19 protein-coding genes and 3 pseudogenes are annotated in these 26,913 nt (G+C 71.3%); 11 read left to right on the forward strand and 11 right to left on the reverse strand.

The genetic code is table 11. From position 1 onward, the window contains the following. Positions 1-321 precede the first annotated feature (321 nt). A complete protein-coding gene (locus DTL70_RS07710; RefSeq protein WP_114021121.1) occupies positions 322-1,479 on the forward strand; it encodes an acyl-CoA dehydrogenase family protein in 1,158 nt (385 codons plus the stop codon). A gap of 115 nt (positions 1,480-1,594) precedes the next feature. Then, positions 1,595-2,473: pseudogene (gene tesB, locus DTL70_RS07715) on the forward strand (acyl-CoA thioesterase II); the annotation flags it as partial. 143 nt (positions 2,474-2,616) lie between these two features. Here the strand turns inward: tesB and DTL70_RS07720 are convergent. Next, a complete protein-coding gene (locus DTL70_RS07720) occupies positions 2,617-3,441 on the reverse strand; it encodes a phosphatase (RefSeq protein ID WP_245979107.1) in 825 nt (274 codons plus the stop codon). Between the two features lie 112 nt (positions 3,442-3,553). Here DTL70_RS07720 and speB point away from each other — a divergent pair, with 112 nt between their 5' ends. Together speB and DTL70_RS07730 are read left to right on the forward strand one after the other, a co-directional pair. Beyond that, positions 3,554-4,570 (forward strand): agmatinase, encoded by a 1,017-nt coding sequence (gene speB, locus DTL70_RS07725; RefSeq protein ID WP_114021122.1) that lies wholly within the window; start codon positions 3,554-3,556, stop codon positions 4,568-4,570. A 585-nt stretch (positions 4,571-5,155) separates the two neighbouring features. Then, the gene (locus tag DTL70_RS07730; RefSeq protein WP_245979109.1) at positions 5,156-8,983 is read left to right on the forward strand and encodes an ABC transporter ATP-binding protein; all 3,828 of its coding nucleotides are present in this window, start codon (positions 5,156-5,158) and stop codon (positions 8,981-8,983) included. A gap of 123 nt (positions 8,984-9,106) precedes the next feature. Here DTL70_RS07730 and DTL70_RS07735 read toward each other — a convergent pair whose 3' ends face one another. Together DTL70_RS07735 and DTL70_RS07740 are read right to left on the reverse strand one after the other, a co-directional pair. Continuing rightward, positions 9,107-9,328 carry a hypothetical protein gene (locus tag DTL70_RS07735; RefSeq protein WP_114021123.1) on the reverse strand — a complete coding sequence of 74 codons (222 nt, stop codon included), beginning with the start codon at positions 9,326-9,328 and terminating at the stop codon, positions 9,107-9,109. Between the two features lie 16 nt (positions 9,329-9,344). After that, entirely contained in the window at positions 9,345-9,863 is a 519-nt protein-coding gene (locus DTL70_RS07740) for an NUDIX hydrolase (RefSeq protein WP_114021124.1), read from the reverse strand. Between the two features lie 160 nt (positions 9,864-10,023). On the opposite strand from DTL70_RS07740, the gene DTL70_RS07745 reads away from it, so the two are divergent. Next, complete coding sequence (locus tag DTL70_RS07745) at positions 10,024-11,451, forward strand: S28 family serine protease (RefSeq protein WP_114021125.1); 1,428 nt, start codon at positions 10,024-10,026, stop codon at positions 11,449-11,451. A gap of 37 nt (positions 11,452-11,488) precedes the next feature. Here DTL70_RS07745 and DTL70_RS07750 read toward each other — a convergent pair whose 3' ends face one another. The 6 genes and pseudogenes from DTL70_RS07750 to DTL70_RS07780 form a co-directional block, all read right to left on the reverse strand. After that, positions 11,489-12,316, reverse strand: coding sequence for a sugar phosphate isomerase/epimerase family protein (locus DTL70_RS07750; protein ID WP_114021126.1), 828 nt, complete (start codon positions 12,314-12,316; stop codon positions 11,489-11,491). Positions 12,317-12,374: 58 nt separating this feature from the next. Beyond that, complete coding sequence (gene rbsD / locus DTL70_RS07755; RefSeq protein ID WP_114021127.1) at positions 12,375-12,764, reverse strand: D-ribose pyranase; 390 nt, start codon at positions 12,762-12,764, stop codon at positions 12,375-12,377. Next, positions 12,761-13,819, reverse strand: a complete 1,059-nt coding sequence (locus tag DTL70_RS07760; protein WP_114021128.1) for a ribokinase — start codon at positions 13,817-13,819, stop codon at positions 12,761-12,763. Before DTL70_RS07760 ends, rbsD begins: the two co-directional genes overlap by 4 nt. A gap of 127 nt (positions 13,820-13,946) precedes the next feature. After that, a pseudogene (locus tag DTL70_RS34140) lies at positions 13,947-15,942 on the reverse strand (ABC transporter permease/substrate-binding protein). Beyond that, positions 15,932-17,500, reverse strand: coding sequence for a sugar ABC transporter ATP-binding protein (locus DTL70_RS07775; RefSeq protein WP_181860832.1), 1,569 nt, complete (start codon positions 17,498-17,500; stop codon positions 15,932-15,934). The pseudogene DTL70_RS34140 and the gene DTL70_RS07775 overlap by 11 nt, the downstream one beginning before the upstream one ends. Next, positions 17,497-18,558: a LacI family DNA-binding transcriptional regulator gene (locus DTL70_RS07780; protein WP_114021131.1), complete on the reverse strand. Its 1,062-nt coding sequence runs from the start codon at positions 18,556-18,558 to the stop codon at positions 17,497-17,499. The genes DTL70_RS07775 and DTL70_RS07780 overlap by 4 nt, the downstream gene beginning before the upstream one ends. A gap of 294 nt (positions 18,559-18,852) precedes the next feature. On the opposite strand from DTL70_RS07780, the gene recD2 reads away from it, so the two are divergent. Beyond that, positions 18,853-21,132 (forward strand): SF1B family DNA helicase RecD2, encoded by a 2,280-nt coding sequence (gene recD2, locus DTL70_RS07785; protein WP_245979111.1) that lies wholly within the window; start codon positions 18,853-18,855, stop codon positions 21,130-21,132. Between the two features lie 121 nt (positions 21,133-21,253). Continuing rightward, the gene (locus DTL70_RS07790; protein WP_114021132.1) at positions 21,254-22,570 is read left to right on the forward strand and encodes a citrate synthase; all 1,317 of its coding nucleotides are present in this window, start codon (positions 21,254-21,256) and stop codon (positions 22,568-22,570) included. Positions 22,571-23,050: 480 nt separating this feature from the next. On the opposite strand, the gene DTL70_RS07795 is transcribed toward DTL70_RS07790, so the two are convergent. Beyond that, positions 23,051-23,269, reverse strand: a complete 219-nt coding sequence (locus DTL70_RS07795) for a heavy-metal-associated domain-containing protein (RefSeq protein WP_114021275.1) — start codon at positions 23,267-23,269, stop codon at positions 23,051-23,053. 399 nt (positions 23,270-23,668) lie between these two features. Here DTL70_RS07795 and DTL70_RS33450 point away from each other — a divergent pair, with 399 nt between their 5' ends. After that, positions 23,669-23,809: a hypothetical protein gene (locus tag DTL70_RS33450; RefSeq protein ID WP_181860833.1), complete on the forward strand. Its 141-nt coding sequence runs from the start codon at positions 23,669-23,671 to the stop codon at positions 23,807-23,809. 2 nt (positions 23,810-23,811) lie between these two features. Beyond that, positions 23,812-24,048 (forward strand): annotated as a pseudogene (locus DTL70_RS34145) (DedA family protein); the annotation flags it as partial. Between the two features lie 303 nt (positions 24,049-24,351). Here the strand turns inward: DTL70_RS34145 and DTL70_RS33820 are convergent. Beyond that, positions 24,352-24,546, reverse strand: coding sequence for a MerR family transcriptional regulator (locus tag DTL70_RS33820; RefSeq protein ID WP_114021134.1), 195 nt, complete (start codon positions 24,544-24,546; stop codon positions 24,352-24,354). A gap of 246 nt (positions 24,547-24,792) precedes the next feature. Between DTL70_RS33820 and iolC the strand changes: the two genes are divergently transcribed. Both iolC and DTL70_RS07815 read left to right on the forward strand, forming a co-directional pair. Continuing rightward, complete coding sequence (gene iolC, locus DTL70_RS07810; RefSeq protein ID WP_114021135.1) at positions 24,793-25,848, forward strand: 5-dehydro-2-deoxygluconokinase; 1,056 nt, start codon at positions 24,793-24,795, stop codon at positions 25,846-25,848. A gap of 168 nt (positions 25,849-26,016) precedes the next feature. Beyond that, positions 26,017-26,913, forward strand: coding sequence for a Cgl0159 family (beta/alpha)8-fold protein (locus tag DTL70_RS07815; RefSeq protein WP_114021136.1), 897 nt, complete (start codon positions 26,017-26,019; stop codon positions 26,911-26,913).

The raw sequence follows: 26,913 nt of genomic DNA on the forward strand, positions 1-26,913 counted from the left end.
GGCATCCACGTTACGCAGACCCTCCCGCCCCGGCGGGGCGGTGGCCTTGCCTCTATCAGCGGTCTCACGGTGCCTCCAGGGCCGGTGGCACCACCCCCCGGATCATCTGTTCGACAGGGGGGACAAGCCATGCCGGACCCGGAGGCCGGGAGTCCCATTGCAGGACCGCGAAAACGGTAACGGGGGAGCCGTTCCCCGCGCCCCTTCGGGGCGTCCTGTTGCGCGGGGCGGCTCTGGACAGTGGACGTGACCGATCGGTAGCTTGGGTCCGACAAGCTGAGCAAGCGCTTAGCCATGGCCGAGGCGACGAGGAGGCGTGCTGTGCGCCGCACGGTGTTCAACGAGGACCACGAGGCGTTCCGCCGGACGATCCGTGACTTCATCGCGGACCAGGTCGTGCCCCACCACGCGCAGTGGGCCGAGCAGGGCCACGTCCCCAAGGACTTCTACAAGAAACTCGGCGAGCTGGGCGTCTTCGGGATCGAGGTGCCCGAGGAGTACGGCGGGGCGGGCGAGACCAGCTTCAAGTACAACGCCGTCATCACCGAGGAGTGCGCCCGCGCGGGCGTCAGCTTCGGCGGTTCGAGCGTGCACACGGCGCTCTGCCTCCCGTACATCCTCAAGTACGGCAACGAGGAGCAGAAGAAGCGCTGGCTGCCCGCCTTCGTCTCCGGCGAGATGATGACGGCCATCGCCATGACGGAGCCGGGCACCGGGTCCGACCTGGCCGGGATGAAGACGACGGCCAAGCTGTCGCAGGACGGCACCCACTACGTCCTCAACGGAGCGAAGACCTTCATCACCGGCGGGGTCCAGGCCGACCGCGTCCTGGTGTGCGCCCGTACCGCTCCTCCGTCGCCCGAGGACCGGCGGGGCGGCATCTCCATCCTGGTGGTGGACGCCGGGAGCGAGGGCTACGCGGTGGGCCGCAAGCTGGACAAGCTGGGGCTGCGCGCCTCGGACACGGCGGAGCTGTCCTTCACCGATGTCAAGGTCCCGGTCGAGGATCTGCTCGGCGAAGAGGGCAAGGCGTTCGGCTACCTGGGGCAGAACCTTCCGCAGGAGCGGCTGGGGATCGCGCTGGGTGCCTACGCGCAGTCGGCGGCGGCTGTGCGGTTCGCGCAGGAGTATGTGAAGGAGCGGACGGTCTTCGGCAAGGAGGTCGCCTCCTTCCAGAACACCAAGTTCGTGCTCGCCGACTGCAAGGCCGACGTGGACGCGATGCAGGCCGTCTGCGACCGTGCTCTCGAAGCGCTGGACGCGGGGGAGCTGACGCCCGCCGACGCCGCCTCCGCCAAGCTGTTCACCACCGAGCTGGCGGCCCGGGTGATCGACAAGTGCCTCCAGTTGCACGGCGGGTACGGCTACATGCTGGAGTACCCCATCGCCAGCCTGTACGCCGACACCCGGGTCTCCCGGATCTACGGCGGCACCAGCGAGGTCATGCGCTCCATCGTCGCGAAGTCCATGGGGCTGTGATTTCTGAGCACGTGACTCCTGAGCACGTGACTCCTGAGCACGTGACTCCTGAGCACCGCGGGTCTGTGATCTGCGACGTAACACCCCAGGACAGCTCCTCGGCAGAATCGGGCGCATGAGCCAAGAACTGACGTCCCTGCTCGACCTGCTCGATCTGGAGCGGGTCGAGCAGGACATCTTCCGCGGCAGCAGCCGTGCCTCCGTGGTCCCCAGGGTCTTCGGCGGCCAGGTGGCGGCGCAGGCGCTCGTCGCCGCGTGCCGCACCGTTCCCGAGGGGCGGCTGCCGCACTCCCTGCATGCGTACTTCCTGCGCTCCGGCGACCCCGGCGCACCCATCGTCTACACGGTGGACCGGATACGCGACGGGCGTTCCTTCACCACCCGCCGGGTGGTGGGCGTCCAGCACGGGCAGCCGATCTTCCACCTGTCCGCCTCGTTCCAGACGTACGAGGAGGGGATGGAGCATCAGGAGGCGATGCCGTCGGCGCCCGACCCGGAGACTCTGCCGACGGCTCAGGACATGCTGCCGCGCTACAACGACCTGTTCGCCGATCCCCAGGTGCCCGAGCGGCTGTTGCGGGCGCGGGCCGCGGTCGACCTGCGCTACGTGGAGGCGCCGCCGTTCGCCAGCGTCGGCAAGCCGTCAGAGCCGCGCTCGCAGGTGTGGTTCCGCACCAACGGCAAGCTGGACGGCACCTCGGACGATCCGATGCTGCACATCTGTCTGGCGACGTATGTCTCGGACATGACGCTGCTGGACTCGGTGCTGCTGGCGCACGGCAGGGGCGGCTGGGCGGTCGGTGACGTGGTGGGGGCCAGTCTGGATCACGCCATGTGGTTCCACCGTCCGTTCCGTGCGGACGAGTGGCTGCTCTACGACCAGGAGTCGCCGACCGCGCAGGGCGGCAGGGGACTGGCCAAGGGCCGGATCTTCACCCGGGACGGCCGGCTGGTCGTCTCGGTCATCCAGGAGGGCGTCGTGCGCGTTCCGCGCTCGGAGGGCGGCACCGCTTCGGGCAGCGTTCCGCGCTCGGAGGGCGGCACCGCTTCGGGCAGCGTTCCGCGCTCGGAGGGCGGCACCGCTTCGGGCAGCGTTCCGCGTGCGGAGGGCGGCAACGCCTCGGGGCGTTCGGGCGCTCAGCCGGCCAGTCCGGCCGCCGCGAGTACGTAGGCCGTCATCGGCTCGTAGAAGCGCGGGTCGACGACGTGATCGTCCAGGGGCACGGTGACCTCCAGCGTGCCCTCCGCCTCACCGAGGAAGAGCGCGGGGTCGTTGCAGTCGGCGAAGCCGACGGTGGTCAGGCCGTGCTGGGCCGCACGGCCCGCCCAGCCGTGGTCCGCCACCACCAGGTCGGGCAGCCGCTCCCCGGCCTGCTCCAGGCCGTGCAGGACGCCGGCCATCGGCTCGGGGGAGTGGGTGTGCCACAGCGAGGCGCCCCGCTCGTAGACGGCGACGCCCTGGAACTGCACGATGACGCCCTCGTCCGCGAAGACCCGCAGCGGGGAGCGCACGATGTCGCAGCCGGCGGCGCGCAGCGCGGTGGCCAGCGTCCCGTGCATGTCGAGCAGTGCTCCGGGGTGGCCGGTGGCGAACAGGACCCGGGCGCGCCCCTCGGCGGCCTTGCGCAGTTCGGCGGCGGCCCGGTCGAGCGCGGCGACGGTCAGCTCGGGGTCGATGGTGTCCTGGCCCGTGCGGTAGTCGGGGTCGTCGCTGACGCCGCAGCGCTCCGCCATGACCGCGAGCACGTCCTGTTCGTCGGCCCAGCGCTCGCCCAGTTCCAGGCCGAGCCAGTAGTGCCGGTCGCCGTTGGCGAGCTTGCGGTAGTGGTCGAGGTTGTTCTCCCGCGGAGTGGCGACATCCCCCGCGATCCGGGTGCGCACCAGATGGCTGAGCAGCTCGTGGCGGGTGGGCGCTTCCGGGAGCGGCAGGGGGAGCGACACGGGCAAGAGAGGCTGTGGCATGGGGCCATTGTGTCTCGTACGGGCGCTCGATGGACGGAGTGTCCAAAAGGAGACGTACGGCGCTCAGTACCGTCTAACGGTTCGACCACCTGTTCGGCCTACGCTCTCCAGCATGACCAGCAGTGACAACTCTTCCCCCCTCGTCCCGGACGGCGCGCGCCCGCCGCGCGGTCCCGTCGACTCCTCAAAGGTCCCCCGTTACGCCGGTCCCGCGACCTTCGCGAGGCTGCCCCGGATCGACCAGACGGACGATCGTGCGGACGTCGCCGTGGTGGGCATCCCCTTCGACACCGGGGTCTCCTACCGTCCGGGCGCCAGGTTCGGCGGCAACGCCATCCGTGAGGCGTCCCGGCTGCTGCGCCCCTACAACCCGGCGCAGGACGCCTCACCCTTCGCGCTGGCGCAGGTGGCGGACGCGGGCGACATCGCCGTCAACCCCTTCGACATCGGCGAGGCCCTGGAGACGGTCGAGCACGCGGCCGGGGAGCTCCTGGACGCGGGCTCGCGGCTGATGACGCTGGGCGGCGACCACACCATCGCGCTGCCCCTGCTGCGCGCGATGGCCCGCAAGCACGGCCCTGTCGCCCTGCTCCACTTCGACGCACACCTGGACACCTGGGACACCTATTTCGGCGCTCCCTACACGCATGGCACACCGTTCAGGCGGGCCGTCGAAGAGGGCGTTCTCGACACTTCGGCGCTCTCTCACGTGGGCACGCGCGGGCCGCTGTACGGGAAGCGGGATCTGGACGACGACGCCAAGATGGGCTTCGGCATCGTCACCTCGGCTGACGTGATGCGCCGCGGAGTGGATGAGGTCGTCGACCAGCTGCGGCAGCGGATCGGCTCGCGTCCGCTGTACGTGTCGGTCGACATCGACGTGCTCGACCCGGCGCACGCGCCCGGCACGGGGACACCGGAAGCGGGCGGGCTGACGTCGAGGGAGCTGCTGGAGATCGTGCGCGGGCTGTCGGACTGCCACCTGATCTCGGCGGACCTGGTGGAGGTCGCTCCGGCGTACGACCACGCGGAGATCACCTCCGTCGCGGCCTCGCACACGGCGTACGAGCTGACGACGCTGATGACACGGCAGATCGCGGCCGCGCGCGGGGCCGCGTCCGGCGGGTGAGCGGCGCGCGGCAGCGGGTTCCGGCCGTGTTGCCGAGCGGGCACGGTCGGCCGTTCCCGCTCGTCCGCACGCGTTTGCTCGGGTCCGTACCGATGAGCGGATCAACGCCGCAGGTCGGCGCGGGCTTGACGGGGGTCGGCCGGACACTTTGATCAGTCACACTGCGCCACTGATTTAATACGGGACGTTACTGAATTTGATCGGTCGATGTGCATTCCGTGGAAGTTCTCGACAGACTGCAGGAGCGATCCCGCGCGGGAAGGCGGTGCGGAGCGCTGAGAAGAGCCGGCCTCGTGGGGGGTGCCGGCCTGAGCGCCTCCAGGGACGCGCCGCCGGTGACCGGGGCGGCACAGGAAGAGCCGTCGGCTCGCCGTGCCGCCGCCGGTCACTCTCCTCGCGCGCTCGACGCACTCGCCCCCGACGGCCCCCGGGCGGCTTCGCCCGACCGCTCCGTCCAGAAGAACCGAGCACCGATCCGTCGCAGAAGAACCGAGCACCGATCCGTCCGGAATGAAAACCTGATCCTGTGATGTTGGGCCTTCCGCAGGAGGAGGCAGCGTCGAAGGGACGGGGAGCATCGTGGCCGTGGACAGTGGGGGTATCGCCCCCGAGGGCCCGGAGAAACCGGGATGGGCCCGGCGGCTGGCCCGGTACTGCTGGCGCTACAAGCGCGCGGTGGTGCTGGCGCTGGGCGCCTCGCTCGGCGGTATGGGCGTCATGGCACTCGTCCCGCTGCTGACCAAGGTCGTCATCGACGACGTGGTGGTCGGCGGCGAGGGCAGCCTGTGGACATGGATCGGGCTGCTGGTGGTCGCCGCGGCCGTCATCTACGTCCTCACCTACGCCCGCCGCTACTACGGCGGGCGGCTCGCGCTGGACGTGCAGCACGACCTGCGCACCGAGATGTACCGCTCGATCGTCCGGCTCGACGGCCGCAGCCAGGACGAGCTGTCCACGGGACAGGTCGTCGGGCGCGGCACCAGTGACCTGCAACTGGTACAGAGCCTGCTGTTCATGCTGCCCATGATGATCGGCAACGTGCTGCTGTTCCTCGTGGCGCTCGGCGTGATGCTCGTCCTCTCGCCGCTGCTCACCCTGGTGTCGGTGGCCGTCTTCCCGCTGCTGTGGTGGGTGGCCGATCTCAGCCGCAAGCGTCTCTTCCCGGCCACCTGGTACGCGCAGCAGCAGGCCGGTGCGGTCGCCTCGGTGGTGGACGGCGCGGTCACCGGCGTCCGCGTCGTCAAGGGCTTCGGGCAGGAGGCGCAGGAGACCGGCAAGCTGCGGGCGATCGGCCGCAGGCTGTTCGCCGGGCGGCTGCGCACCGTACGTCTGAACGCCCGCTACACCCCCGTTCTCCAGGCGGTGCCCTCGCTCGGGCAGGTCGCCATGCTGGCGCTCGGCGGCTGGATGGCCACCCGCGGCCAGATCACCCTGGGCACGTTCGTGGCCTTCTCCACCTACCTCGCGCAACTGGTGGGCCCGGTGCGGATGCTCGCGATGATGCTCACCGTCGGGCAGCAGGCCCGTGCCGGTGTCGAGCGGGTGTACGACCTGATCGACACCGAGCCGCAGATGGCCGAGAGCCCGTACGCGCGCGAGCTGCCCGAGACCACCGACGCCTCGATCGACTTCGCGGACGTCACCTTCGGGTACACGGCGGGCGACCCGGTGCTGGACGGATTCAGCCTGCGCGTCGAACCCGGCGAGACCGTCGCCCTCGTGGGGGCGAGCGGCAGCGGCAAGTCCACCGTCTCGATGCTGCTGCCGCGCTACTACGACGTCACCGGCGGGGCGGTGCGCGTCGGCGGCCAGGACGTGCGCGAGCTGACGCTCGACTCGCTGCGCTCCGCGATCGGACTCGTGCCCGAGAACCCCTTCCTGTTCTCCTCCTCCCTGCGCGAGAACATCGCCTACGGCGCACCGGACGCCACCGACGAGCAGATCCGCGCCGCCGCCCGCGCGGCGCAGGCCGACCGCTTCATCAACGAGCTGCCCGACGGCTACGAGACCGCCGTCGGCGAGCAGGGCCTGACCCTCTCCGGCGGCCAGCGCCAGCGCATCGCCCTGGCCCGCGCACTGATCACCGACCCGCGGCTGCTCCTGCTGGACGACGCGACCTCGGCCGTCGACGCGCGCGTCGAGCACGAGATCCACGAGGCGCTGCGCGGCGTGATGGCGGGCCGCACCACGCTGCTGATCGCGCACCGCCAGTCCACCCTCGCGCTGGCCGACCGGATCGCCGTCCTCGACGACGGACGGCTGGCCGACATCGGCACCCACGAGGAGCTGACGCGCCGCTGCGCCCTCTACCGCAGGCTGCTGACCGACCCGGACGAGCTGGGCGACGTACGCCGCGACCCGGCAGGCCTGGCCGCGTCCCCAAAGGAGCGGGCCGACCGCACGGACCAGGGGATCACCCCCCAGCTGTGGGTGCGCGAGGACGACGCCGACGCGCCCGACGCCGCCACGGGCGGCTCGGGTGTCACCGCGGCGCAGGCGGGACGGCCCGGGACCTTCGCCTCCGAGCTGGCGGGTCTGCCCGGCAGCCCCGAACTGCTCGCGAGGGTGGCCGCGTTGCCGCCCGCCGACGACACCCCGGACATCGACGAGGAGCGGGCCGAGCGCGCGGAGAAGAGCTACGGGCTGCGCAGGCTGCTGCGCGGCTTCGGCGTCGCCCTGCTGGTGGCGCTGGTCTTTGCGGCGCTGGACGCCGGGTTCGGGCTGGTGCTGCCCGTGCTGATCCGGCACGGCATCGACGACGGTGTGGAGCAGGGCGCGCTGGGCGCCGTCTGGTTCGCCTCGGGGCTGGCGCTCGCGGTGGTCGTCGCGCAGTGGGGGGCGCAGGTCGGCTCGCTGCTGCTGACCGGGCGCACCGGGGAGCGCGTGCTGTACGCCCTGCGGGTGAAGATTTTCGCTCAGTTGCAGAGGCTCGGCCTGGACTACTACGAACGCCACCTGGCCGGCGCCGTGATGACGCGCATGACGACCGACGTGGACGCCCTCTCGACGTTCTTGCAGACGGGGCTCGTCACCGCCGTCGTCTCGCTGTTCACCTTCCTGGGCATCATGGTCGCGCTGCTGCTGCTCGACCTCCAGCTCGCCCTCGTGGTCTTCGCGACGCTGCCGCTGCTGGTCGTCGGCACGGTCTTCTTCCGGCGCCAGAGCGTCAAGGCGTACGAGCTGGCGCGCGAACGCGTCAGCGTGGTCAACGCCGACCTCCAGGAGTCCGTGGCCGGGCTGCGGATGGTGCAGGCCTTCCGCGGTGAGGAGCGCGGCGCCGACCAGTTCGAGCGGCGCAGCGACGGCTACCGGCAGGCCCGGGTGCGCGGCCAGTGGCTGATCTCCGTCTACTTCCCCTTCGTGCAGCTGCTGGCCTCCCTGGCGACCGCCTCCGTGCTCGTCGTCGGCGCGACGAGGGTGGCAGGCGGCACCCTGACGGCGGGCGCGCTGGTGGCGTACCTGCTCTACATCGAGCTGTTCTTCGCGCCCGTCCAGCAGCTCTCGCAGGTCTTCGACGGATACCAGCAGGCGGCCGTCTCGCTCCGCCGCATCCAGGAGCTGCTGCGTGAGGAGAGCACCACACCGGTGCCCGCCGCCGCCCGCGAGCCGGGAGCGCTGCGCGGCGAGATCGAGTTCCGCGACGTCCACTTCCGGTACGCCACGGCCGATCCGGCGGGGGAGCAGAAACAGGAGCAGGCGCTCGCCGACGTCCGGCTGACCATCCCCGCGGGCCAGACCGTCGCGTTCGTGGGGGAGACCGGGGCGGGCAAGTCGACCCTGGTCAAGCTCGTCGCCAGGTTCTACGACCCGAGCGAGGGCGCCGTCCTGGTCGACGGCCACGACCTGCGCGAGGTGGAGCTGACCGCCTACCGGCACCGGATCGGGGTCGTACCGCAGGAGCCCTACCTCTTCCCCGGCACCGTGCGCGACGCCATCGCCTACGGGCGGATGGAGGCCACCGACGCCGAGGTCGAGGCCGCGGCGCGGGCCGTCGGGGCGCACGAGATGATCGCCTCGCTGTCCGGGGGCTACCTGCACGAGGTGGACGAGCGCGGCCGGAACCTGTCAGCGGGCCAGCGGCAGCTGCTCGCCCTGGCGCGGGCCGAGCTGGTGGGCCCGAGCATCCTGCTGCTGGACGAGGCCACCGCGGCGCTGGACCTGGCGACCGAGTCGCTGGTCAACCAGGCGACCGACCGGCTGGCGGGGTCCCGCACCACCCTGGTGGTCGCCCACCGGCTGACCACGGCGGCGCGGGCCGACCGGGTCGTCGTCCTCGACCACGGCCGCGTCGTGGAGGACGGCACGCACCAGGAACTGCTGGCCGCGCGGGGCCGGTACGCGCAACTGTGGCGCACCTTCGCGGGAGAGCCCGCCACGACCACGGGCGGCGACGAGGAACACGCCATGGTCTAGGGCGCCCCGAAGGGGCGCGGGGAACGGCGCGGCGAACCCCCGCCCGCCCGCGGACCGCATACCGCGGTCAGTGGAACCCCCGTGCCGGAGCACGCTGCTGAGGTACGCGCGTAACCGCCGCTCTCAGGTGCGGCGGTTACGCGGATGCGCCCGCGCGGCGCGCTCGTTGCCGCGCCTGTAGTTGCCCGTCCAGCGGGCCATGACCACCTGCTCGTCGCCCGCGCGCACCTCCGCGAGGAAGTGCTCGGCGCGGGCGCCGCGCAGGGTGGTGACGGGACGGCCGTGGTGGGTGATCACCACGTCCGCCCCGCGTTGTTCGTAGGCGAATCCACGGGGTGCCGGCATGAGCCGAGCGTAGGGCTCAGCCGGGCGCTGTTCCAGGCTGCGAGGCGTCCCCGCAGAGCTCGACCATGTACTCGTCCACCGTCTGCACCTGGCCGTAGGGGAGGGGCTCTGTGCCGGTGCGCCAGTGGATGGCGGAGATCTCCTCGTTCGGGGCGAAGGGGAGCACCTCGCTCAGCTCGCCGCTGAACAGGGCGCCGTACAGCACCCGCTGCTCGGGCCCGAGCGCGGTCCGGGAGAAGCCGACGAAGCGCAGCGCCGCGGCGTCCACCAGCTGGCCGCTCTCCTCCCGCAGTTCGCGCGCTGCGGCCTCGCGGGGCCTCTCGCCCTCCTCGATGCCCCCGCCGGGCAGCTCCCAGCACCCGCGGCTGCGGACGTGCACCATCAGCAGTCTGCCCGCGTGCCGGACGGCCACCAGGGCGTAGCCGACGGGGGCGTCGGGGAAGCGGGCGTCCTCCGGCTCGCGCAGGAATGCCAGCAGGCGCATCCCGCGGGGTCCCGTGGCCAGCGGAGCGGGCGGGGTGGCGGAATCACTCATGGTCCGCAGCGTAAACCGGCGCGGTGGCAGCGGTGTCCGGTACCGCTCAGCGGTGTGCGCCGCCCCACATGCGTACACATGGCGGCCTCCGGGGTCTGGCGGGAGCCGTACGCACGCCGATAGGTTCACGTCGACTTTTGGCGTTGTATGGGGAGGGTGAATGCGTAAAACGCTCAGATGGTTGCTGTCTTTGGTGGTGCTCATAGGCACTGTCGGGGTCGGCAGCGCGTCGGCGGGTGCCGCCACAGCGGCCCAGGCCGGCAAGAGCACCGACATCAAGGACCGCATCCTCGCGGTGCCCGGGATGAGCCTCATCGAGGAGAAGCCCGTCGACGGGTACCGCTATTTCGTGCTCAACTACGAGCAGCCGATCGACCATCGGCACCCGGGCAAGGGCAGCTTCAAGCAGCGCATCTCGATCCTCCACAAGGACACCAGCCGGCCCACCGTCTTCTACACGGGCGGCTACAACCTCAGCACCACGCCCAGCCGCAGTGAGCCGACGCAGCTGACGGACGGCAACCAGGTCTCCATGGAGTACCGCTTCTTCACCCCGTCCCGGCCCAAGCCCGCCGACTGGTCGAAGCTGACCATCTGGCAGGCGGCCAGCGACCAGCACCGCATCTACAAGGCGCTGAAGAGGATCTACAGCAAGAACTGGATCGCGACCGGCGGCAGCAAGGGCGGCATGACGGCGACGTACTACCGCCGCTTCTACCCCCGCGACATGGACGGCACCGTCCCCTACGTCGCCCCGAACGACGTGCGCAACGACGAGGACTCGGCGTACGACAGGTTCTTCAAGAACGTCGGCACCAAGGAGTGCCGCGACCGGCTCAACAGCGTGCAGCACGAGATCTTCGAGCGCCGCGGCGAGATGGTCCCCCGCCTGAAGAAGTGGGCGAAGGAGAACGACTACACCTTCACGATGGCCGGCAACGCCGACAAGGCGTTCGAGCTGATCGCGCAGGACCTGGTGTGGGGCTACTGGCAGTACCACCTGGTCGACGACTGCGACCAGGTGCCCTCCCCGGACGCCTCCACGGACACGCTCTACAAGTGGGCCGACGAGATCGGCGGCTGGGACGCCGGCACCGACCAGGGCATGCTGCCCTACACCCCGTACTACTACCAGGCGGGCACCCAGATGGGCTCGCCCGACTACGAGGAGCCGCTCCTCGACGACGTGCGCAAGTACCCGGGCCTGAACACGCCGCGCGTCTACGTGCCGCGTGACATCCCGATGCGCTTCAACAAGCACGACAAGGCGATGCGCGACATCGACCGCTGGGTGCGCCACAGCTCCTCGCAGATGCTCTACGTCTACGGCGAGAACGACCCGTGGGGCGCCGAGCCGTTCCGCCCCGGCAAGCACACCGAGGACACGGCCGTCTTCTGGGCGCCGGGCCAGAACCACGGCGCGAAGATCGCCACGCTCGATGAGGACGACCGGGCGACGGCCACCCGCATGGTGCTGGAGTTCGCCGGCCTCGACGTCGACAAGGGCAAGAAGCCGAAGCGCCTGACGGCGTACGACAAGAAGCTGGACACGCCGCGGAAGGAGGAGGCGCGGACGCTCCGTCCGTGACCCCCGTCCTGGCTCTGCCTCGCCGGCGCGGCCGCTCTCAGGCCGCGTCGGCGAGCAGCTCCAGCAGGTGGGCGCGTACGCCGGGCAGCAGCGCGCCCATCTCGCGCACCTCGGGGTACCAGCGCTTCTCGTACTCCCAGCACAGCCACTCGACGCCCGTCCACTGCCCGTGGGCGGGCGTGCGCGCGTCCGCCGACCTGGTGACCACCTCGACCACCTCGGCGAGCGGCAGCACGCCCTCGCCGGGCGGCAGCGGCGTGGTGTCCTGGCGCGAGGGGACGTCCTTGACCTGCACGTAGCCGAGGTGCGGGGCGAGCAGTTCGCAGGAGCGCTGCGGCTCCTCGCCGCCGCGCCAGGTGTGCAGCACGTCCCACAGGGCGCCCACGCCAGGCCGGTCGACCGCGTCCAGGACGCGGGCCGCGTCGGCGCCGGTGCGGTGCGAGTCGTGGGTCTCCAGCAGGACGCGTACGCCCAGCTCTTCGGCGGTTCCGGCGGCCTGGGTGAGCCGGCGCACGGCGATCACGTCGGCCTCGTCCTGGTCGGTGTCGCCGCCCGGGAAGACACGGGCGTAGGGCGCGCCCAGGTCGTGCGCCAGGTGCAGCAGGGCGCGCACCTCGGCCAGTACGGGCGCGTCGTCCCCGCTCGCGGCCATCTTCGGGTATCCCGCGACGCACAGCAGCTCGACGCCCGCGTCCGCGAACCGTTCGGCCACCTCGGCCCTCTCGCGCCGGCCCAGTCCCGGGTGCACGGGCTCCTCCGGGTGGGCCCGCAGCTCCACCCCGTGGAAGCCCGAACGGGTCGCCGCCCGCAGGACGTCGTCGAGGGGGGCGCCGGGCACACCGAGGGTGGAGAAGGCGAGTCGCATGCGGCCCACCCGACCAGACGCGCGGGAGAAAGTCACGCCGCGCACGCGTCGGAACGCCTCAGAACGGCACTCCGCAGCGCAGCACCACGTTCGCGTACGGCCGTGCCTCACCCGTGCGGACCACCAGGCGGGCCCGGTGGGTGAGGGCTTTCAACTCCTCGTGCGGCACCAGCCGCAGCCCGGGGAGGCGGGAGGCCAGCAGGGCGCCGCACTCGGGGTTGGCCTCGCGCACCTCGCTCGCTGCGGTCGCGCCCTCGGTCTCCAGCTCCTCCAGGAGCCCGGTGAGCACCTCGGCGAAGGACGGCACGCCCGCCCGGAAGGACAGGTCGACGACCGTGGGCCCCTCGGGGATCGGCAGCCCCACGTCGCACACCACGACGAGATCCGTGTGGCCCAGTGCGGCCAGTGCCCCGCTCAGGTGGCGGTTGAGTATGCCGGACTTCTTCACCGGGCGCTCTCCCCGGCGCCCTGGGCGGACGCGTCCCCGGTGTCCTGCTCGACGTCGGCGGCGGTCGGGTAGGACTCCTGCGCCCCGGCCCGGGTGACCGCGAAGGAGCCGACACGCACCGCGTACCGCACGGCCTCCTCCAGGTCCGTGCCGCGGCCCAGCCGCCAGCCGAGCGCGCCGGTGAAGGCGTCTCCGGCGCCCGTGGTGTCCACGGCCCGCACGCGCGGGCTGGGCACCCGCACCATGCCGACCCCGTCCGTCACCTCGGCGCCCACGCCGGGGCCCGCGACCAGGGCGCCCTGGTCGCCGAGCGTGACCACGACGCTGCGCGGGCCGAGGCCCAACAGCGCGGTGGCCCACTCCTCGGGGTCGTCGCCGAGGGACCGGGCCTCCAGCAGCAGGCGTGCCTCGTGCTCGTTGACGACCAGCGGGTCGCACAGCGCCAGCACGTCCTCGGGCAGCCGTGCGGGTGGGGAGGGGTTGAGGACGAGGCGCGCCCCGTGCTCGTCCGCGGCCCGGGCCGCCGCGGCGACCGTCTCCAGGGGGATCTCCAACTGCACAGAGACCACGGCCGCGGCCTGGAAGAGTGCACGCGCCGCCGCCACGTCGTCGGGCGTGAGGCGGGCGTTGGCGCCGGGGGAGACGACGATGCTGTTGTCCCCCGCCGCGTCGACGGTGATGAGGGCGACGCCGGTGGGTGCGTCCTTGCCCTCGACGGCCTCGGGGGCGCCCGTCGCGCCGGGAACCCTGATGCCGTCCTTGCCCACCGTGCCCGGCGTGTCCGTCGGGCCCACGAGGAGTCCCGCCAACGCCGCACCCGCGTGACGCTGCGCCTCGGCCAGCATCCGACCGTAGGCGTCGTCGCCGACGCGCGCCAGCAGCGTGGTGCGGGCACCGAGCCGGGCGGCGGCAGCCGCCTGGTTCGCGCCCTTGCCGCCCGGGTGGACCCTCAGATCCGACCCGAGCACCGTCTCGCCGGGCCCTGGCCTTCGGTCCAGACCGATGACCAGGTCGGCGTTGGCGGACCCTACGACCAGCAGGTCGTACTCGTGCATCCGGTGTGCTCCTTCACATCCCGCCGGGGCGTTCACCCGCGGCGGGCACATCCCGCGCGGCACTTGCTCCGCCGCGCGTCGTCGCGCCTCTCCTGTGCCGGGCCGCTGCCACTGGCCCGCCCGAAGGTCAGGAGAACCGGTCGACGTTCTTCTTGGTGACGACCTTCACCGGAACCTTGATCTGCTCTTGGACCTTGCCGTCGTCGATGGTGCGCATCGCGTTGCGGACGGCCATCTTGCCCAGCTCGGCCGGCTGCTGCGCCACGGTCGCGTTGATGGTGCCGGCCTTGACGGCCTTCATCGCGTCCGGGGTGCCGTCGAAGCCGACGACCTTGACGCTCTTGCCCGCCTTGGAGCCCAGGGCCTTGACCGCGCCCAGCGCCATCTCGTCGTTCTCCGCGAAGACCGCGTCGATCTCCGGGTGGGACTGCATGGCGTTGGAGGTCACGTCCAGGCCCTTGGCCCGGTCGAAGTCGGCGGGCTGCTTGGTGACGACCTTGATGCCCGGGTACTTCTTGAGGCCGTCCTTGAAGCCCTTGCCGCGCTCACGGGAGGCGGAGGTGCCCGTCTGGCCCTGGAGGACGAGGATCTCGCCCTTGCCGTCGAGCAGCTCGTTGATCTCCTTGGCCGCCGCCTTGCCGCCCGCGACGTTGTCGGAGGCGACGGTGGTCTTGATCTCGGCCTTGTTGACGCTGCGGTCCGCGGCGATGACGGGGATGTCCGCGTTGTTGGCGCCCTTGACGGAGGGGGCGGCCGCGTCGGAGTCGACCGGGTTGATGATGATCGAGTCCACCTGCTGCGAGGTGAAGGTCTGCATCTGGTTGGCCTGCTGGGACGCCTTGTTGGCGGCGTCCTGGACGGTCAGGTCCGCGCCCTGTGCCTTGGCTTCCTTCTCGGCGCCTTCCTTCATCTGGACCATGAAGGGCTGGTTGAGCGCGGATATGGCGAAGCCGATCTTGGGCTTTTCCTTGCCGCCCTTGGTGTCGTCCCCGGAACCACAGGCCGAGGCGGTCAGTGCGACTGCCGCGGCGACGACGACGACAGACGTGTTCTTTCTCTTGCTCATTGCTGCATTCCTTGCAGTCGGCAGATGGACGAACTACGCGAACCCCCCCGTCGCACAAAGATCATGTGCGACGACGCAGTGTATCGAGTAGCACGGCGAGCGCGATGACGACCCCGATGACGACCTGCTGCCAGAAAGCGGAAACGTCCAACAGGTTCAGACCATTGCGCAGAACTGCGAGGATAAGGGCGCCGATGAGCGTTCCGGAAGCCTTGCCGACACCTCCGGCGAGGCTCGCACCTCCGATCACCACGGCCGCGATCGCGTCCAATTCGAAACCTTCGGCGCCCGTCGGCTGGGCCGAGGCGAGCCGCGAAGTCAGGACGATTCCGGCCACGGCGGCGAAGGCGCCCACCAGGGTGTAGATCACCAGCTTCTGCCGGCGGACCCGGATACCGGACAGGTGCGCGGCCTCCTCGTTGCCGCCGATCGCGTACATCGCGCGCCCGTTGTAGGTGCGGTTGAGGATCAGGGCGGCGATCAGGCCCATCACGAGCATCACGATGACCTGTGTCGGCAGCCAGCCGCCGATGTTCTCGCCCATCCAGGAGAGCGAGTCGGGCATCAGGATCGGGTTGCCCTGCGAGACGACCAGCAGCAGGCCGCGCGCGGCCGAGAGCATCGCCAGGGTCGCGATGAACGGCGGCAGTTTGCCGTAGGAGATCAGTACGCCGTTGAGCAGGCCGCAGGCCGTGCCGGTGAGGATGGCCAGGATGACGCCGAGGAACGCCGGCATGCCCTGGGTCGTGGTGAACCAGCCGAGCATGATGCCCGAGAACGCGGCCACCGAGCCGACCGACAGGTCGATGCCCCCGGCGACGATGGCGAAGGTCACGCCGAAGGCGAGGATGGCGGTCACCGCGGCCTGCTCGCCGACGTTGAGCAGGTTCGTCGTGGTGAGGAAGTTGCCGTTCACCAGTGCCAGGACCGCGACCAGGACGACGAGGGCGCTGAGCGCCCCGTTGTCCAGCAGGAAGCGGCGTATCGCCTGCGGCGGCCCGCCGCCGCCGGGGCGCTTGTCCAGGCGGTGACCCGGCTGCTGCGTGTCAGTGGCCACGGGGAGAGTCCTCCATCTCGCTCGTACTACCTGGCGCGGAGGTGCCGACGGCCAGCGCCATGACGGCGTCCTGGGTCGCTTCCCGCGCGGTCAGTTCACCGGCGATCCGGCCCTGGGACATCACCAGGACCCGGTCGCTCATGCCCAGCACCTCGGGGAGGTCGCTGGAGATCATCAGCACCGCGTGCCCCGAGGCCGTCAGCTCGTTGATGAGCTGGTAGATCTCGACCTTGGCGCCCACGTCGATGCCGCGGGTGGGTTCGTCGAGGATCAGCACGCGGCTCTTGGCGAGCAGCCACTTGCCGATCACGACCTTCTGCTGGTTGCCGCCCGAGAGGGTGCGCACGTGCTGGTCGAGCCCGGCCATCCGCACCCCCAGCCGGTCGGCGATGCGGGCGGCGTCCTTGCGCAGCCCGCCGCGGTCCACCAGGCCGCCCTTGCTCGCCTCGCGCATCGAGACCAGGGAGAGGTTGTCCGAGACCGAGGCGTCGGGCAGCAGGCCCTGGCCCTTGCGGTCCTCGGGGACGAGCCCGAGCCCCACGGTGTGCGAGGCGCACACGTCACCGCCGGGCAGCCGCTTGCCGGCCACCTCGACGCGTCCCGCGTCGTAGCCGTCGGCGCCGAAGACCGCGCGGACGACCTCGGTGCGGCCCGCGCCCACCAGCCCCGCGATGCCGACGACCTCGCCCGCCCGCACCTCGAAGCTGATGTCCTCGAAGACGCCCTGCCTGCGCAGCCCCGACACCCGCAGCAGGGGCGCCGCCGACGCCGCGGCGTCCTCGGCCTTCACCGTCTCGCGCGGGTACTGCTGCTCGATGCTGCGGCCCACCATCAGCCGCACCAGCTCGTCCTGCGGCGTGGTCGCCGGCACCTGCCCGACGCTGCGGCCGTCGCGCAGCACGGTGACCCGGTCGCCGAGGGCCGGGATCTCCTCCAGGTGGTGGGTGATGAAGACGATGCCCACGCCCTCGGAGCGCAGCCTGCGCACGATGGCGAAGAGCCGGTCCACCTCCTCGGAGGTGAGCACGGCGGTGGGCTCGTCCATGATCAGTACGCGGGTGCGCAGGCTGAGCGCCTTGGCGATCTCCACCATCTGGCGCCCGGCGATGCCCAGCTTGCCGACCGGGGTGCGCGGGGGCGCGGTGACGCCGACCCGCTCCAGCAGGACCTTGGCGTCGGCCTCCATCTTCTTGCGGTCCACCATGCCCAGGCGGCGCGGCTGGCGGCCCAGGAAGATGTTCTCCGCGATGGACAGCTGCGGCACCAGGTTGAACTCCTGGTGGATGGTGGCGATGCCCAGCTTCTCCGCGGCCTCCGCGCCGGCGATGCGCACCGCCCTGCCCTCGCGCAGCACCCGCCCCGCGTCCGCGCGGTAGGCGCCGGAGAGCACCTTGATGAGGGTGGACTTGCCGGCGCCGTTCTCGCCCAGCAGGACGTGTACTTCGCCCGCGCGCAGGTCGAAGTCGACACCGTCGAGAGCCACCACGCCGGGGAACGTCTTGCGGATGCCCTCCGTGCGCAGCAACTCCCGTGCCGGGGGCGGGTCAGGGGTGGTCAACGGCGCGTCCTTTCGTCTTCGCCGCAGGAGCGGCGCGCTATGAGGTGGGCGGAGAGCGTGACGGAGCCGGCGCTCCCTCCCCCGGACTTCTCCCCCGGCCTCGGGCCGGGAGGTGCCCCCAGGGGGGAGCGCCGCTCCACCAGGTCGGTCAGTGCGGCGACCGCGCGGTGGCCCAGCTGTTGGGTCGGCTGGGCTATGGCGGTGATCGGGGGGTCGGTGTGCAGGAACCACGGGATGTCGTCGAAGGCGGCCAGCGACACGTCGTCGGGCACCCGCAGACCGAGGGTGCGCACCTGTTCCATGACGCCGAGTGCCATCAGGTTGTCCGTCGCGAAAACGGCGTCGGGCGGTTCGGGGAGCGTGAAGAAGCTCTCGGTCACCCGGCGGCCGCTCGCCGTCTGGAAGTCGCCCTGCCCGATGTAGTGGTCGGGCAGCGGCAGGCCGTGCTCGGCCAGCGCGCCGCGGAAGGCGGCCAGCCGCTCGTTGCTGGTGGTGCTGGCGACGGGTCCGGTGATGATGGCCAGCTTCCGGTGGCCGAGGGCGTACAGGTGGGCGACGAGTTCGCGCACGGCGCTGCGCCCGTCGGCGCGCACCAGCGGTACGTCCAGGCCCGCGATCCACCGGTCGACGAAGACCATGGGGATACCGGCGAGCGCCGCCTCGCGCAGCGCGAGGGAGTCGCCGTCGGCGGGGGAGACGAGCAGGCCGTCGATCCTGCGGTCCAGCAGCGTGCGCACGTGGTGGTCCTGGAGCGTGAGCTGCTCGTCCGCGTTGCCGATGATGACGCTGTAGCCGCGGGCGCGCGCCTCGTCCTCGACGGCGCGGGCCAGCTCGGTGAAGAAAGGATTCAGCACGTCGCTGATGACCAGGCCGAGGGTGCGGGTCTGGTCCGTGCGCAGGGAACGGGCCAGTGTGTTGGGCCGGTAGCTCAGCTCGGAGACGGCGGCCAGCACCCGGGTCCTGGTCTCCTCGCGGACCCCCGAGTGGTCGTTGAGGACGCGGGAGACCGTGGCGACGGAGACGCCCGCACGTGCCGCCACGTCCTTGATGCCTGCCATTGCGGTGCCGTGTTCCAAGCTGGGAGTGAGCGATCAGATACAGGAAGGGGGGAGGCTGAAATGCCGCCGTGCGCAGGGCACTCGGAGGGGCGCCGCGCCGCGCATGGAAACGATTACATCGGTCATGGAATGTGATGTGCGCATGGTGACGCAAGTTGAGAGCGGTGCCGATGCGAGATCGTGATGATGCGCGTGCAGCCGCAACTACGGCCCTTACGCGGACAGTTCCCGGAGGTTACGAGGAGTTGTCCACAGGGCTGCCGGTCTGTCGGTTTCCGCCGCTACGGTCGTGACATGACGTACCAGCCAGCCGTGCTCGAAGGGGTACTGGAGCGCATCACCTACGCCAACGAGGACAACGGGTACACGGTCGCCCGCGTCGACACGGGCCGCGGCGCCGGTGACCTGCTGACGGTCGTCGGCGCGCTGCTGGGCGCACAGGCGGGCGAGTCGCTGCGCATGGAGGGCCGCTGGGGCTCCCACCCGCAGTACGGGCGCCAGTTCCATGTGGACAACTACGTCACGGTGCTGCCCGCCACCGTCCAGGGCATCCGCCGCTACCTGGGCTCGGGGCTCGTCAAGGGCGTCGGGCCGCGCATCGCCGACCGGATCGTCAGCCACTTCGGCGTGCGCACCCTCCAGGTCATCGAGGAGGACCCGAAGAAGCTGATCGAGGTCCCCGGGCTCGGCCCCAAGCGCACCGAGCTGATCGCCGCCGCCTGGGAGGAGCAGAAGGCCATCAAGGAGGTGATGGTCTTCCTCCAGGGCGTCGGCGTCTCCACCTCCATCGCCGTGCGCATCTACAAGAGGTACGGGGACGCGTCGATCTCCGTGGTGCGCGGCAACCCCTACCGGCTCGCGGCCGACGTGTGGGGCATCGGCTTCCTGACCGCGGACCGCATCGCCCAGTCCGTCGGCATCCCGCACGACAGCCCGGAGCGCGTCAAGGCCGGCCTGCGGCACGCGCTGTCGCAGTCTTCCGACCAGGGGCACTGCTTCCTCCCCGAGGAGCGGCTCATCTCCGAGGCGGTCAAGCTCCTCCAGGTCGACACCGGCCTGGTCATCGACTGCCTGGGGGAGCTGGCCGCCGACGAGGAGGAGGGCGGCGTCGTCCGCGAGGCGGTGCCAGACCCCGAGGACCCCGAGCGCGATCTGACCGCCGTCTACCTGGTCCCCTTCCACCGCGCGGAGCGGGCACTGGCCGCCCAGCTCCACCGGCTGCTGCACACCCCCGAGGACCTGCTGCCCGCCTTCCAGGACGTGGACTGGGAGGCGGCGCTGGGCTGGCTCGCCTCCCGTACGGGCGCCGTGCTCGCGCCGGAGCAGAAGGAGGCGGTCAGGCTCGCGCTGACCAGCAAGGTGGCGGTGCTGACCGGCGGTCCTGGATGCGGCAAGTCCTTCACGGTGCGCTCGGTGGTGGAGCTGGCCCGCGCGAAGAAGGCCCGCGTGGTGCTGGCCGCTCCCACGGGCCGGGCGGCCAAGCGGCTGGCCGAGCTGACCGGCGCCGAGGCCTCCACCGTGCACCGGCTGCTGGAGCTGAAGCCGGGCGGCGACGCGGCCTACGACAGGGAGCGCCCGCTCCAGGCGGATCTGGTGGTGGTGGACGAGGCCTCGATGCTCGACCTGCTGCTGGCCAACAAGCTGATCAAGGCGGTGCCGCCGGGCGCGCACCTGCTGCTGGTCGGCGACGTGGACCAGCTCCCCTCGGTCGGCGCCGGCGAGGTGCTGCGCGACCTGCTGGCCGACGGGGGGCCGGTGCCGGCCGTGCGGCTCAAGCGGATCTTCCGCCAGGCCCAGCAGTCCGGCGTGGTGACCAACGCGCACCGCATCAACGCGGGCGCCCCGCCGCTGACCCAGGGCATGAGCGACTTCTTCCTCTTCGTGGAGGAGGACACCGAGGCGGCCGGTGCGCTGACGGTGGACGTGGCGGCGCGCCGCGTTCCGGCGAAGTTCGGGCTCGACCCGCGCGACGTGCAGGTGCTGGCCCCCATGCACCGCGGCCCCGCCGGTGCGGGCGCCCTCAACGGGCTGCTCCAGCAGGCGATCACCCCGGCCCGTCCCGGGCTGCCGGAGAAGCGGTTCGGCGGCCGCCTCTTCCGGGTGGGTGACAAGGTCACCCAGATCAGGAACAACTACGAGAAGGGGGCCAACGGCGTCTTCAACGGCACGGTCGGCGTCGTGACCGCGCTCGACACCGACGAGCAGCGGCTGAGGGTACGCACCGACGAGGACGAGGAGATCGGCTACGACTTCGACGAGCTGGACGAGCTCTCCCACGCCTACGCGGTCACCATCCACCGTTCGCAGGGCAGCGAGTATCCGGCCGTGGTGATCCCGGTCACCACCGGCGCCTGGATGATGCTCCAGCGGAATCTGCTGTACACGGCGGTGACGCGGGCCAGAAGGCTGGTGGTTCTGGTCGGCTCACGCAGGGCACTCGGTCAAGCGGTGCGCACCGTCTCGGCCGGCCGGCGGTGCACGGCGCTCGATCACCGGTTGGCCGGACGCAGGCCGCCCCGAGAGGCGGGGAGGGTTCCGGGGGGTGACCATGACGGCCAGAAGGGTGCAGGATAGCCAGATGGGCGGCACTCCGTGCCACCATGGAGCCCTCTGGCTGACCCCCAGTGCACCGCACAGCGCTGGATAAGGGAGAGTGGAAGAAGCCAGGGCACCTCGAAGAAGAGGCACTACGTCGGTGAGGGATGACGTGAGCGAGAACCGCGACAGCGAGAAATCCGTAGTACTCCGCTACGGAGACGGCGAGTACAGCTACCCGGTCGTCGAGAGCACGGTGGGCGACCGTGGCGTCGACATCGGCAAGCTGCGTGCCCAGACCGGTCTGGTGACCCTGGACTCCGGCTACGGCAACACCGCCGCCTACAAGTCGGCCATCACCTACCTCGACGGTGAGCAGGGCATCCTGCGCTACCGCGGCTACCCGATCGAGCAGCTCGCCGAGCGCGGCACCTTCCTGGAGACCGGGTACCTGCTGATCAACGGCGAGCTGCCCACCGTCGACGAGCTGAGCGGGTTCAAGAACGAGATCACGCAGCACACGCTGCTGCACGAGGACGTCAAGCGGTTCTACGACGGCTTCCCGAGCGACGCCCACCCGATGGCGATGCTCTCCTCCGTCGTCAGCGCCCTGTCGACGTTCTACCAGGACAGCCACAACCCCTTCGACGAGGAGCAGCGGCACCTCTCGACCATAAGGCTGCTGGCCAAGCTGCCGACGATCGCCGCCTACGCCTACAAGAAGGCCATCGGCCACCCGGTCGTCTACCCGAGCAACGACCTCGGCTACGTCGAGAACTTCCTGCGCATGACCTTCTCGGTGCCCGCGCAGGAGTACGACCTCGACCCGGTCGTCGTCAACGCCCTCGACAAGCTGCTGATCCTGCACGCCGACCACGAGCAGAACTGCTCGACCTCCACGGTGCGCCTGGTCGGCTCCTCGCAGGCGAACATGTTCGCCTCGATCTCCGCCGGCATCAACGCGCTGTGGGGGCCGCTGCACGGCGGCGCCAACCAGAGCGTGCTGGAGATGCTCCAGTCCATCCAGGCGGCGGGCGGCGACGTCGACACCTTCATCCGCAAGGTGAAGAACAAGGAAGACGGCGTCAAGCTCATGGGCTTCGGCCACCGCGTCTACAAGAACTTCGACCCCCGGGCGAAGATCATCAAGGCGGCGGCCCACGACGTGCTCTCGGCGCTCGGCAAGAGCGACGAGCTGCTGGACATCGCCCTGCGGCTGGAGGAGCACGCGCTCTCCGACGACTACTTCGTCGAGCGCAAGCTCTACCCGAACGTGGACTTCTACACCGGCCTCATCTACCGCGCCATGGGCTTCCCGACCAGCATGTTCACCGTGCTGTTCGCGCTCGGCCGGCTGCCGGGCTGGATCGCCCAGTGGCACGAGATGATCAAGGAGCCGAACTCCCGGATCGGCCGTCCGCGGCAGATCTACACCGGTGTGGTCGAGCGCGAGTACGTCCCGGTCGAGGCGCGCTGAGGCGAGCCGTCGCCCGGCGGGGCCGTCTCCCCTCCTCGGCCCCCGCGTCCTCTTTCGGCCCTCTTTCGGCCCTCTCGGAAGGCCCCGGTCCTCTCGGACCGGGGCCTTCCGGTTGTGCGGCGTAGGCCTTCCGTGTCCGGATTTTCGCCCTCCGCTTGTGAGAGTCGTGAAAGAGACGTAGGTCACAGAAATTGGGGGGTAACCATCGGCGGGGTTCGGGGGTCTAACCGGGTGGCGTCGGCCTCCCGGCGGAGTCGCCGCCGCACTTCGTGTCCGTCTTGGGGGACGGATGTGAGGTGAAGAAACGGTGAACGTGTGCGGGAAGCTTTGAGCGGCCTCCCGGCCCGCACGGTCACCCGAAGAGCGCCCGGCCAGGATCCCGTGGGGGGAATCCATGACCGGGAAGAGAAAGCGCCCCGTCGACGGGCCCGTGGGGGGACTCGGCCGATGGGGCGCTTTTCGCTGTCCGGTGGCGTGCTCTCAGGCGCGGCCGATCAGTTCGTAGCCGGCCTCGTCGACGGCGTCGCGCACGGCGGCGTCGTCCAGTTCGCCGGTCGAGGTGACGGCGACCTGCCCGGAGGCCGCCTGGGCCTGCACCGCCGAGACGCCCTCGATCCGGGAGATCTCCTCCGAGACCGCGCCCTCGCAGTGGCCGCAGGTCATTCCGGAAACCTTGTATGTGGTCGTGACGGTGCTCATGGCCGACTCCTCGTTCTCGGTACGGCGTTTCCGTACGGCCTGTCCGTACGGAGTGCGCAGTGCGCAGCGCTGCATGGGGCCCGCACGGGTGGCCCCGCAAGAGGGCCGGGTGGCGGGCGCGAGGTCGACTCTATACCCCTAGAGGGTATGTACCAAGCGTGCTACTGGCGCGCACCGGCCGTGCTACTGGCGCACACCGGCCGTGCTACTGGCGCGCACCGACCGCAGCGGTCGCGCCCCCTAAGGGGGCACCTTGAGGGGGCCTCCAGGCGACCCCTGGGATTCCCCGGGCATGGCCGTCAGGGCGTTGTGCCGCCGCACGCCCACCTGTCAGCTGGCTCTGACAGGTGAAAGACGCCCGGAGCGGACGGGCGCACGGGCGGAGAGCGGGTGAGGGGTGTGGAAGGCGCACTGTGGGGGATGGTGGTGCTGCTCGCGCTCACCACGCTGCCGCCCCTCGTTCCCAACGCCGCGCTGATCGCCACGGCGGGCTCGCTCGCCGCCGAGGGCAGGCTGTGTCCCTCCCGCTGGTGCTGCTGACCGTGGCGGGCAGCGCGCTGGCGGGAGACGCGATCGTCCACGGGGCGGGCCGGAGAGCGGGCCGGCGCCTCGACGCCCTGCTGAGCGCGCGTCCGCGCCGCAGGGCCGCGTTCGACTGGACGGCGGAGCGCGTGTGGCGGCACGGCGTGCCCTTCGTGCTGGTCGTCCGCTTTCTGCCCAGCGGGCGTCTGCTCGGCGGCCTGGCCGCGGGTGCCGCCGGCTATCCGGCCCGGCGGTTCCTGCTGGGTGCGGGTCTGGCGGAGCTGCTGTGGGCCGGGTACGCGGTGGGGATCGGCTACTGGGGCGGGCGGGCGTTCGCGGGGACGCTGCCCGGGGCGCTCGTCGGAGTGGGCGCCTCGGGGGCGCTGGCGGGGTGCGCCGCGCTGGTGCGGTGGGGTTTGCGGCGCCGCGCCCGCGGGGCGGCACGCGTGGTGCCGCCCCACGGTGGCGGGTCCTTCTGCGGCTCCGCCGGCGCGCCCTCCGGCGGGCCGGCTGTCGGGTCCGCCGGTGAACCCTCCGGTGGGCCCTTTGACTGGTCCGCCTCAGCGGCCTCCGCGGTGACCCGGCCTGCGGGTGACCCAGTCGCGGATGGTGTCGGCGAACCAGTAGGGCTTACCTCCCTCCACGAGGTCGGGCGGCGGTAGGAGGCCGTGTTTCTTGTAGGAGCGCACGGTGTCGGGCTGCACGCTGATGTGCGCGGCGATCTCCTTGTACGACCAGAGCCGTCGGTCGGCCATCTCGCACCTCCCAGGTTGGCTGGTGGGCAGGCGTCAGCCTGTGTGGGGTGAACGACGCGGAGTGATCCTCGGCGGGGCGCTGTGGGCGCCCTGTGACAGTGGCCCCGTGGAACCGTGACATTGGTGACGGGCGCACCGAAGGGCAGGAGGGTAGGTCAATATGTAAGGACAAACTGTTGACAGGTGTCTCCGGGGCGGCGGACGATGTGCCGGGCACGCACCCGCCGAGGAGAGGGGACGCGATACATGACCGCACCGCACGACGTGGTCACCCCGCACGACGTGGTCACCATGGGCCGCATCGGGGTCGACCTCTACCCCCTGCAGACCGGCGTGCCGCTCCAGCACGTGGACAGCTTCGGAAAGTTCCTCGGCGGGTCCGCCACCAACGTGGCCGTCGCCGCCTCGCGGCTCGGCCGCTCCGCCGCGGTGGTGACGCGTACGGGTGACGACCCGTTCGGCGTCTACTGCCACGAGGCGCTGCGCGGTTTCGGCGTGGACGACCGGTGGGTGACGTCCGTGCGGCGCTACCCCACCCCGGTCACGTTCTGCGAGATCTTCCCGCCGGACGACTTCCCGCTCTACTTCTACCGCCGGCCCAAGGCGCCCGACCTCGAACTGCGGGCCGACGAGCTGGACCTGGCCGGTGTCGCCGCCGCCCGCATCTTCTGGACGACCGGCACGGGACTGTGTGCGGAACCCAGCCGTACGGCCACTCTCGCGGCGCTGGCGGCACGTGAGAAGGACCGGGCCCCGGAAGGCCACGTGGCCGGCACAGGCGCGGGCCCGCGCGCTGCGGGCGCCGCCGTCGCCACCGTCTTCGACCTGGACTGGCGGCCCATGTTCTGGGGCGCCGGCGTCGAGGGGGAGTTGAGCGTGGCCCAGGCCGCCGAGGCGGCCCGCCCCCACTACCGTGCGGCGCTCGCCCACGCCACCGTCGCCGTGGGCAATCTCGCCGAGTGCGAGGTCGCCACCGGGGTCCGCGAGCCGCGCGCCTGTGCCGAGGCCCTGTTGGCGGCCGGCGCCCGGCTGGCCGTCGTCAAGCTGGGCCCGGAGGGCGTGCTGGCCCTCCATGCGGACGGCTCGGCCGCGCAGGTGCCGCCGCATCCGGTGGAGGTCGTCAACGGGCTGGGCGCCGGGGACGCGTTCGGCGGTGCCCTGTGCCACGGGCTGCTGGCCGGCTGGGACCTGGAGTACCTGATGCGGTATGCCAACGCCGCGGGAGCGTTGGTCGCCTCCCGGCTGGCCTGTTCCTCCGCGATGCCGGCGGCGTCCGAGGTCGAGGAGCTGCTGCGCGGTTGAGCGGGCGCCCCACCGCGGCGGTGCCGCTCCGATGCGCGGTGTCGCCGAGCCGCGGTCTCAGCGACCCGCGGTGGCGCCGTTCCGCCGTGTTCCCGTGCGCCCTGCCCCCCCCAACCCGTCGCGGACCCTGCGCAGACCCCCCGACGATTCTTCGAAAGCGAGCCCACCTTGGCCAGCAGCAGTGTCAGCCTCTCGGAGCTGGCGTCCGTGCGCACCCGACATCCCGAGGCCATCGCCGAGGCGGCGGCTCGCCGTGCGCGCCGTCCGCTGGTGGACGAGAGCGAGCGGCTGGTGATCGTCGCCGCGGACCATCCGGCGCGCGGCGCGCTGGCCGTCGGGGGCGACGCGCTGGCCATGGCGAACCGCGCCGTGCTCCTGGAACGCCTGGTCGTCGCCCTTGACCGGCCCGGTGTCGACGGGGTGTTGGCGACCGCCGACATCCTGGAGGACCTGCTGCTGTTGGGGGCGCTGGAGAACAAGGTCGTGCTGGGTTCGATGAACAGGGGCGGACTGGCGGGTGCCGACTTCGAGCTGGACGACCGGTTCACCGGGCACCGTCCTGAGGACATCGAGCGGCTGCGCTTCGACGGGGGGAAGCTGCTGCTGCGTATCGACTACGGCGACCCCGGCTCGCTGCGGACGCTGCACGCCACCGCGCGCGCCGTCGACGAGATGGCGTCCCGCGGGCTGCCCGTCTTCGTCGAGCCGTTCCTGGCGGGCCGGGTGGACGGCAGGTTGGTCAACGATCTGAGCGGCCCTGCCGTGGCCCGCTCGGTCGCCATCGCCTCCGGGCTGGGCGGTACGTCCGCCTACACCTGGCTCAAGTTGCCGGTCACCGCGGATCCCGAGGACATGGCGTGGGTGTGCGAGACCTCGGCGCTGCCCGTCGTCCTGCTCGGTGGCGAGGTGAGCGGCGATCAGGAGGGCACCTATGAGAAGTGGCGCAGGGCGCTGAGCCTGCCGACGGTGCGCGGGCTGGTCGTCGGGCGTTCCCTGCTCTACCCGGCCGACTCAGACGTCAGCGCGGCCGTGGACACCGCCGTCGGACTGACGAAAGGGTCGTGA

It is taken from the genome of Streptomyces diacarni, assembly GCF_003323715.1.
Lineage (GTDB): Bacteria > Actinomycetota > Actinomycetes > Streptomycetales > Streptomycetaceae > Streptomyces > Streptomyces diacarni.

Bases quoted from the DNA above. Each gene is read 5' to 3' on its own strand.
- DTL70_RS07720 (WP_245979107.1), bottom strand. From the start codon at position 3,441: ATGCCACAGCCTCTCTTGCCCGTGTCGCTCCCCCTGCCGCTCCCGGAA.
- speB (WP_114021122.1), top strand. From the start codon at position 3,554: ATGACCAGCAGTGACAACTCTTCCCCCCTCGTCCCGGACGGCGCGCGC.
- DTL70_RS07735 (WP_114021123.1), bottom strand. From the start codon at position 9,328: ATGCCGGCACCCCGTGGATTCGCCTACGAACAACGCGGGGCGGACGTG.
- DTL70_RS07740 (WP_114021124.1), bottom strand. From the start codon at position 9,863: ATGAGTGATTCCGCCACCCCGCCCGCTCCGCTGGCCACGGGACCCCGC.
- DTL70_RS07745 (WP_114021125.1), top strand. From the start codon at position 10,024: ATGCGTAAAACGCTCAGATGGTTGCTGTCTTTGGTGGTGCTCATAGGC.
- DTL70_RS07750 (WP_114021126.1), bottom strand. From the start codon at position 12,316: ATGCGACTCGCCTTCTCCACCCTCGGTGTGCCCGGCGCCCCCCTCGAC.
- DTL70_RS07760 (WP_114021128.1), bottom strand. From the start codon at position 13,819: ATGCACGAGTACGACCTGCTGGTCGTAGGGTCCGCCAACGCCGACCTG.
- DTL70_RS07780 (WP_114021131.1), bottom strand. From the start codon at position 18,558: ATGGCAGGCATCAAGGACGTGGCGGCACGTGCGGGCGTCTCCGTCGCC.
- recD2 (WP_245979111.1), top strand. From the start codon at position 18,853: ATGACGTACCAGCCAGCCGTGCTCGAAGGGGTACTGGAGCGCATCACC.
- DTL70_RS07795 (WP_114021275.1), bottom strand. From the start codon at position 23,269: ATGAGCACCGTCACGACCACATACAAGGTTTCCGGAATGACCTGCGGC.
- DTL70_RS33820 (WP_114021134.1), bottom strand. From the start codon at position 24,546: ATGGCCGACCGACGGCTCTGGTCGTACAAGGAGATCGCCGCGCACATC.
- iolC (WP_114021135.1), top strand. From the start codon at position 24,793: ATGACCGCACCGCACGACGTGGTCACCCCGCACGACGTGGTCACCATG.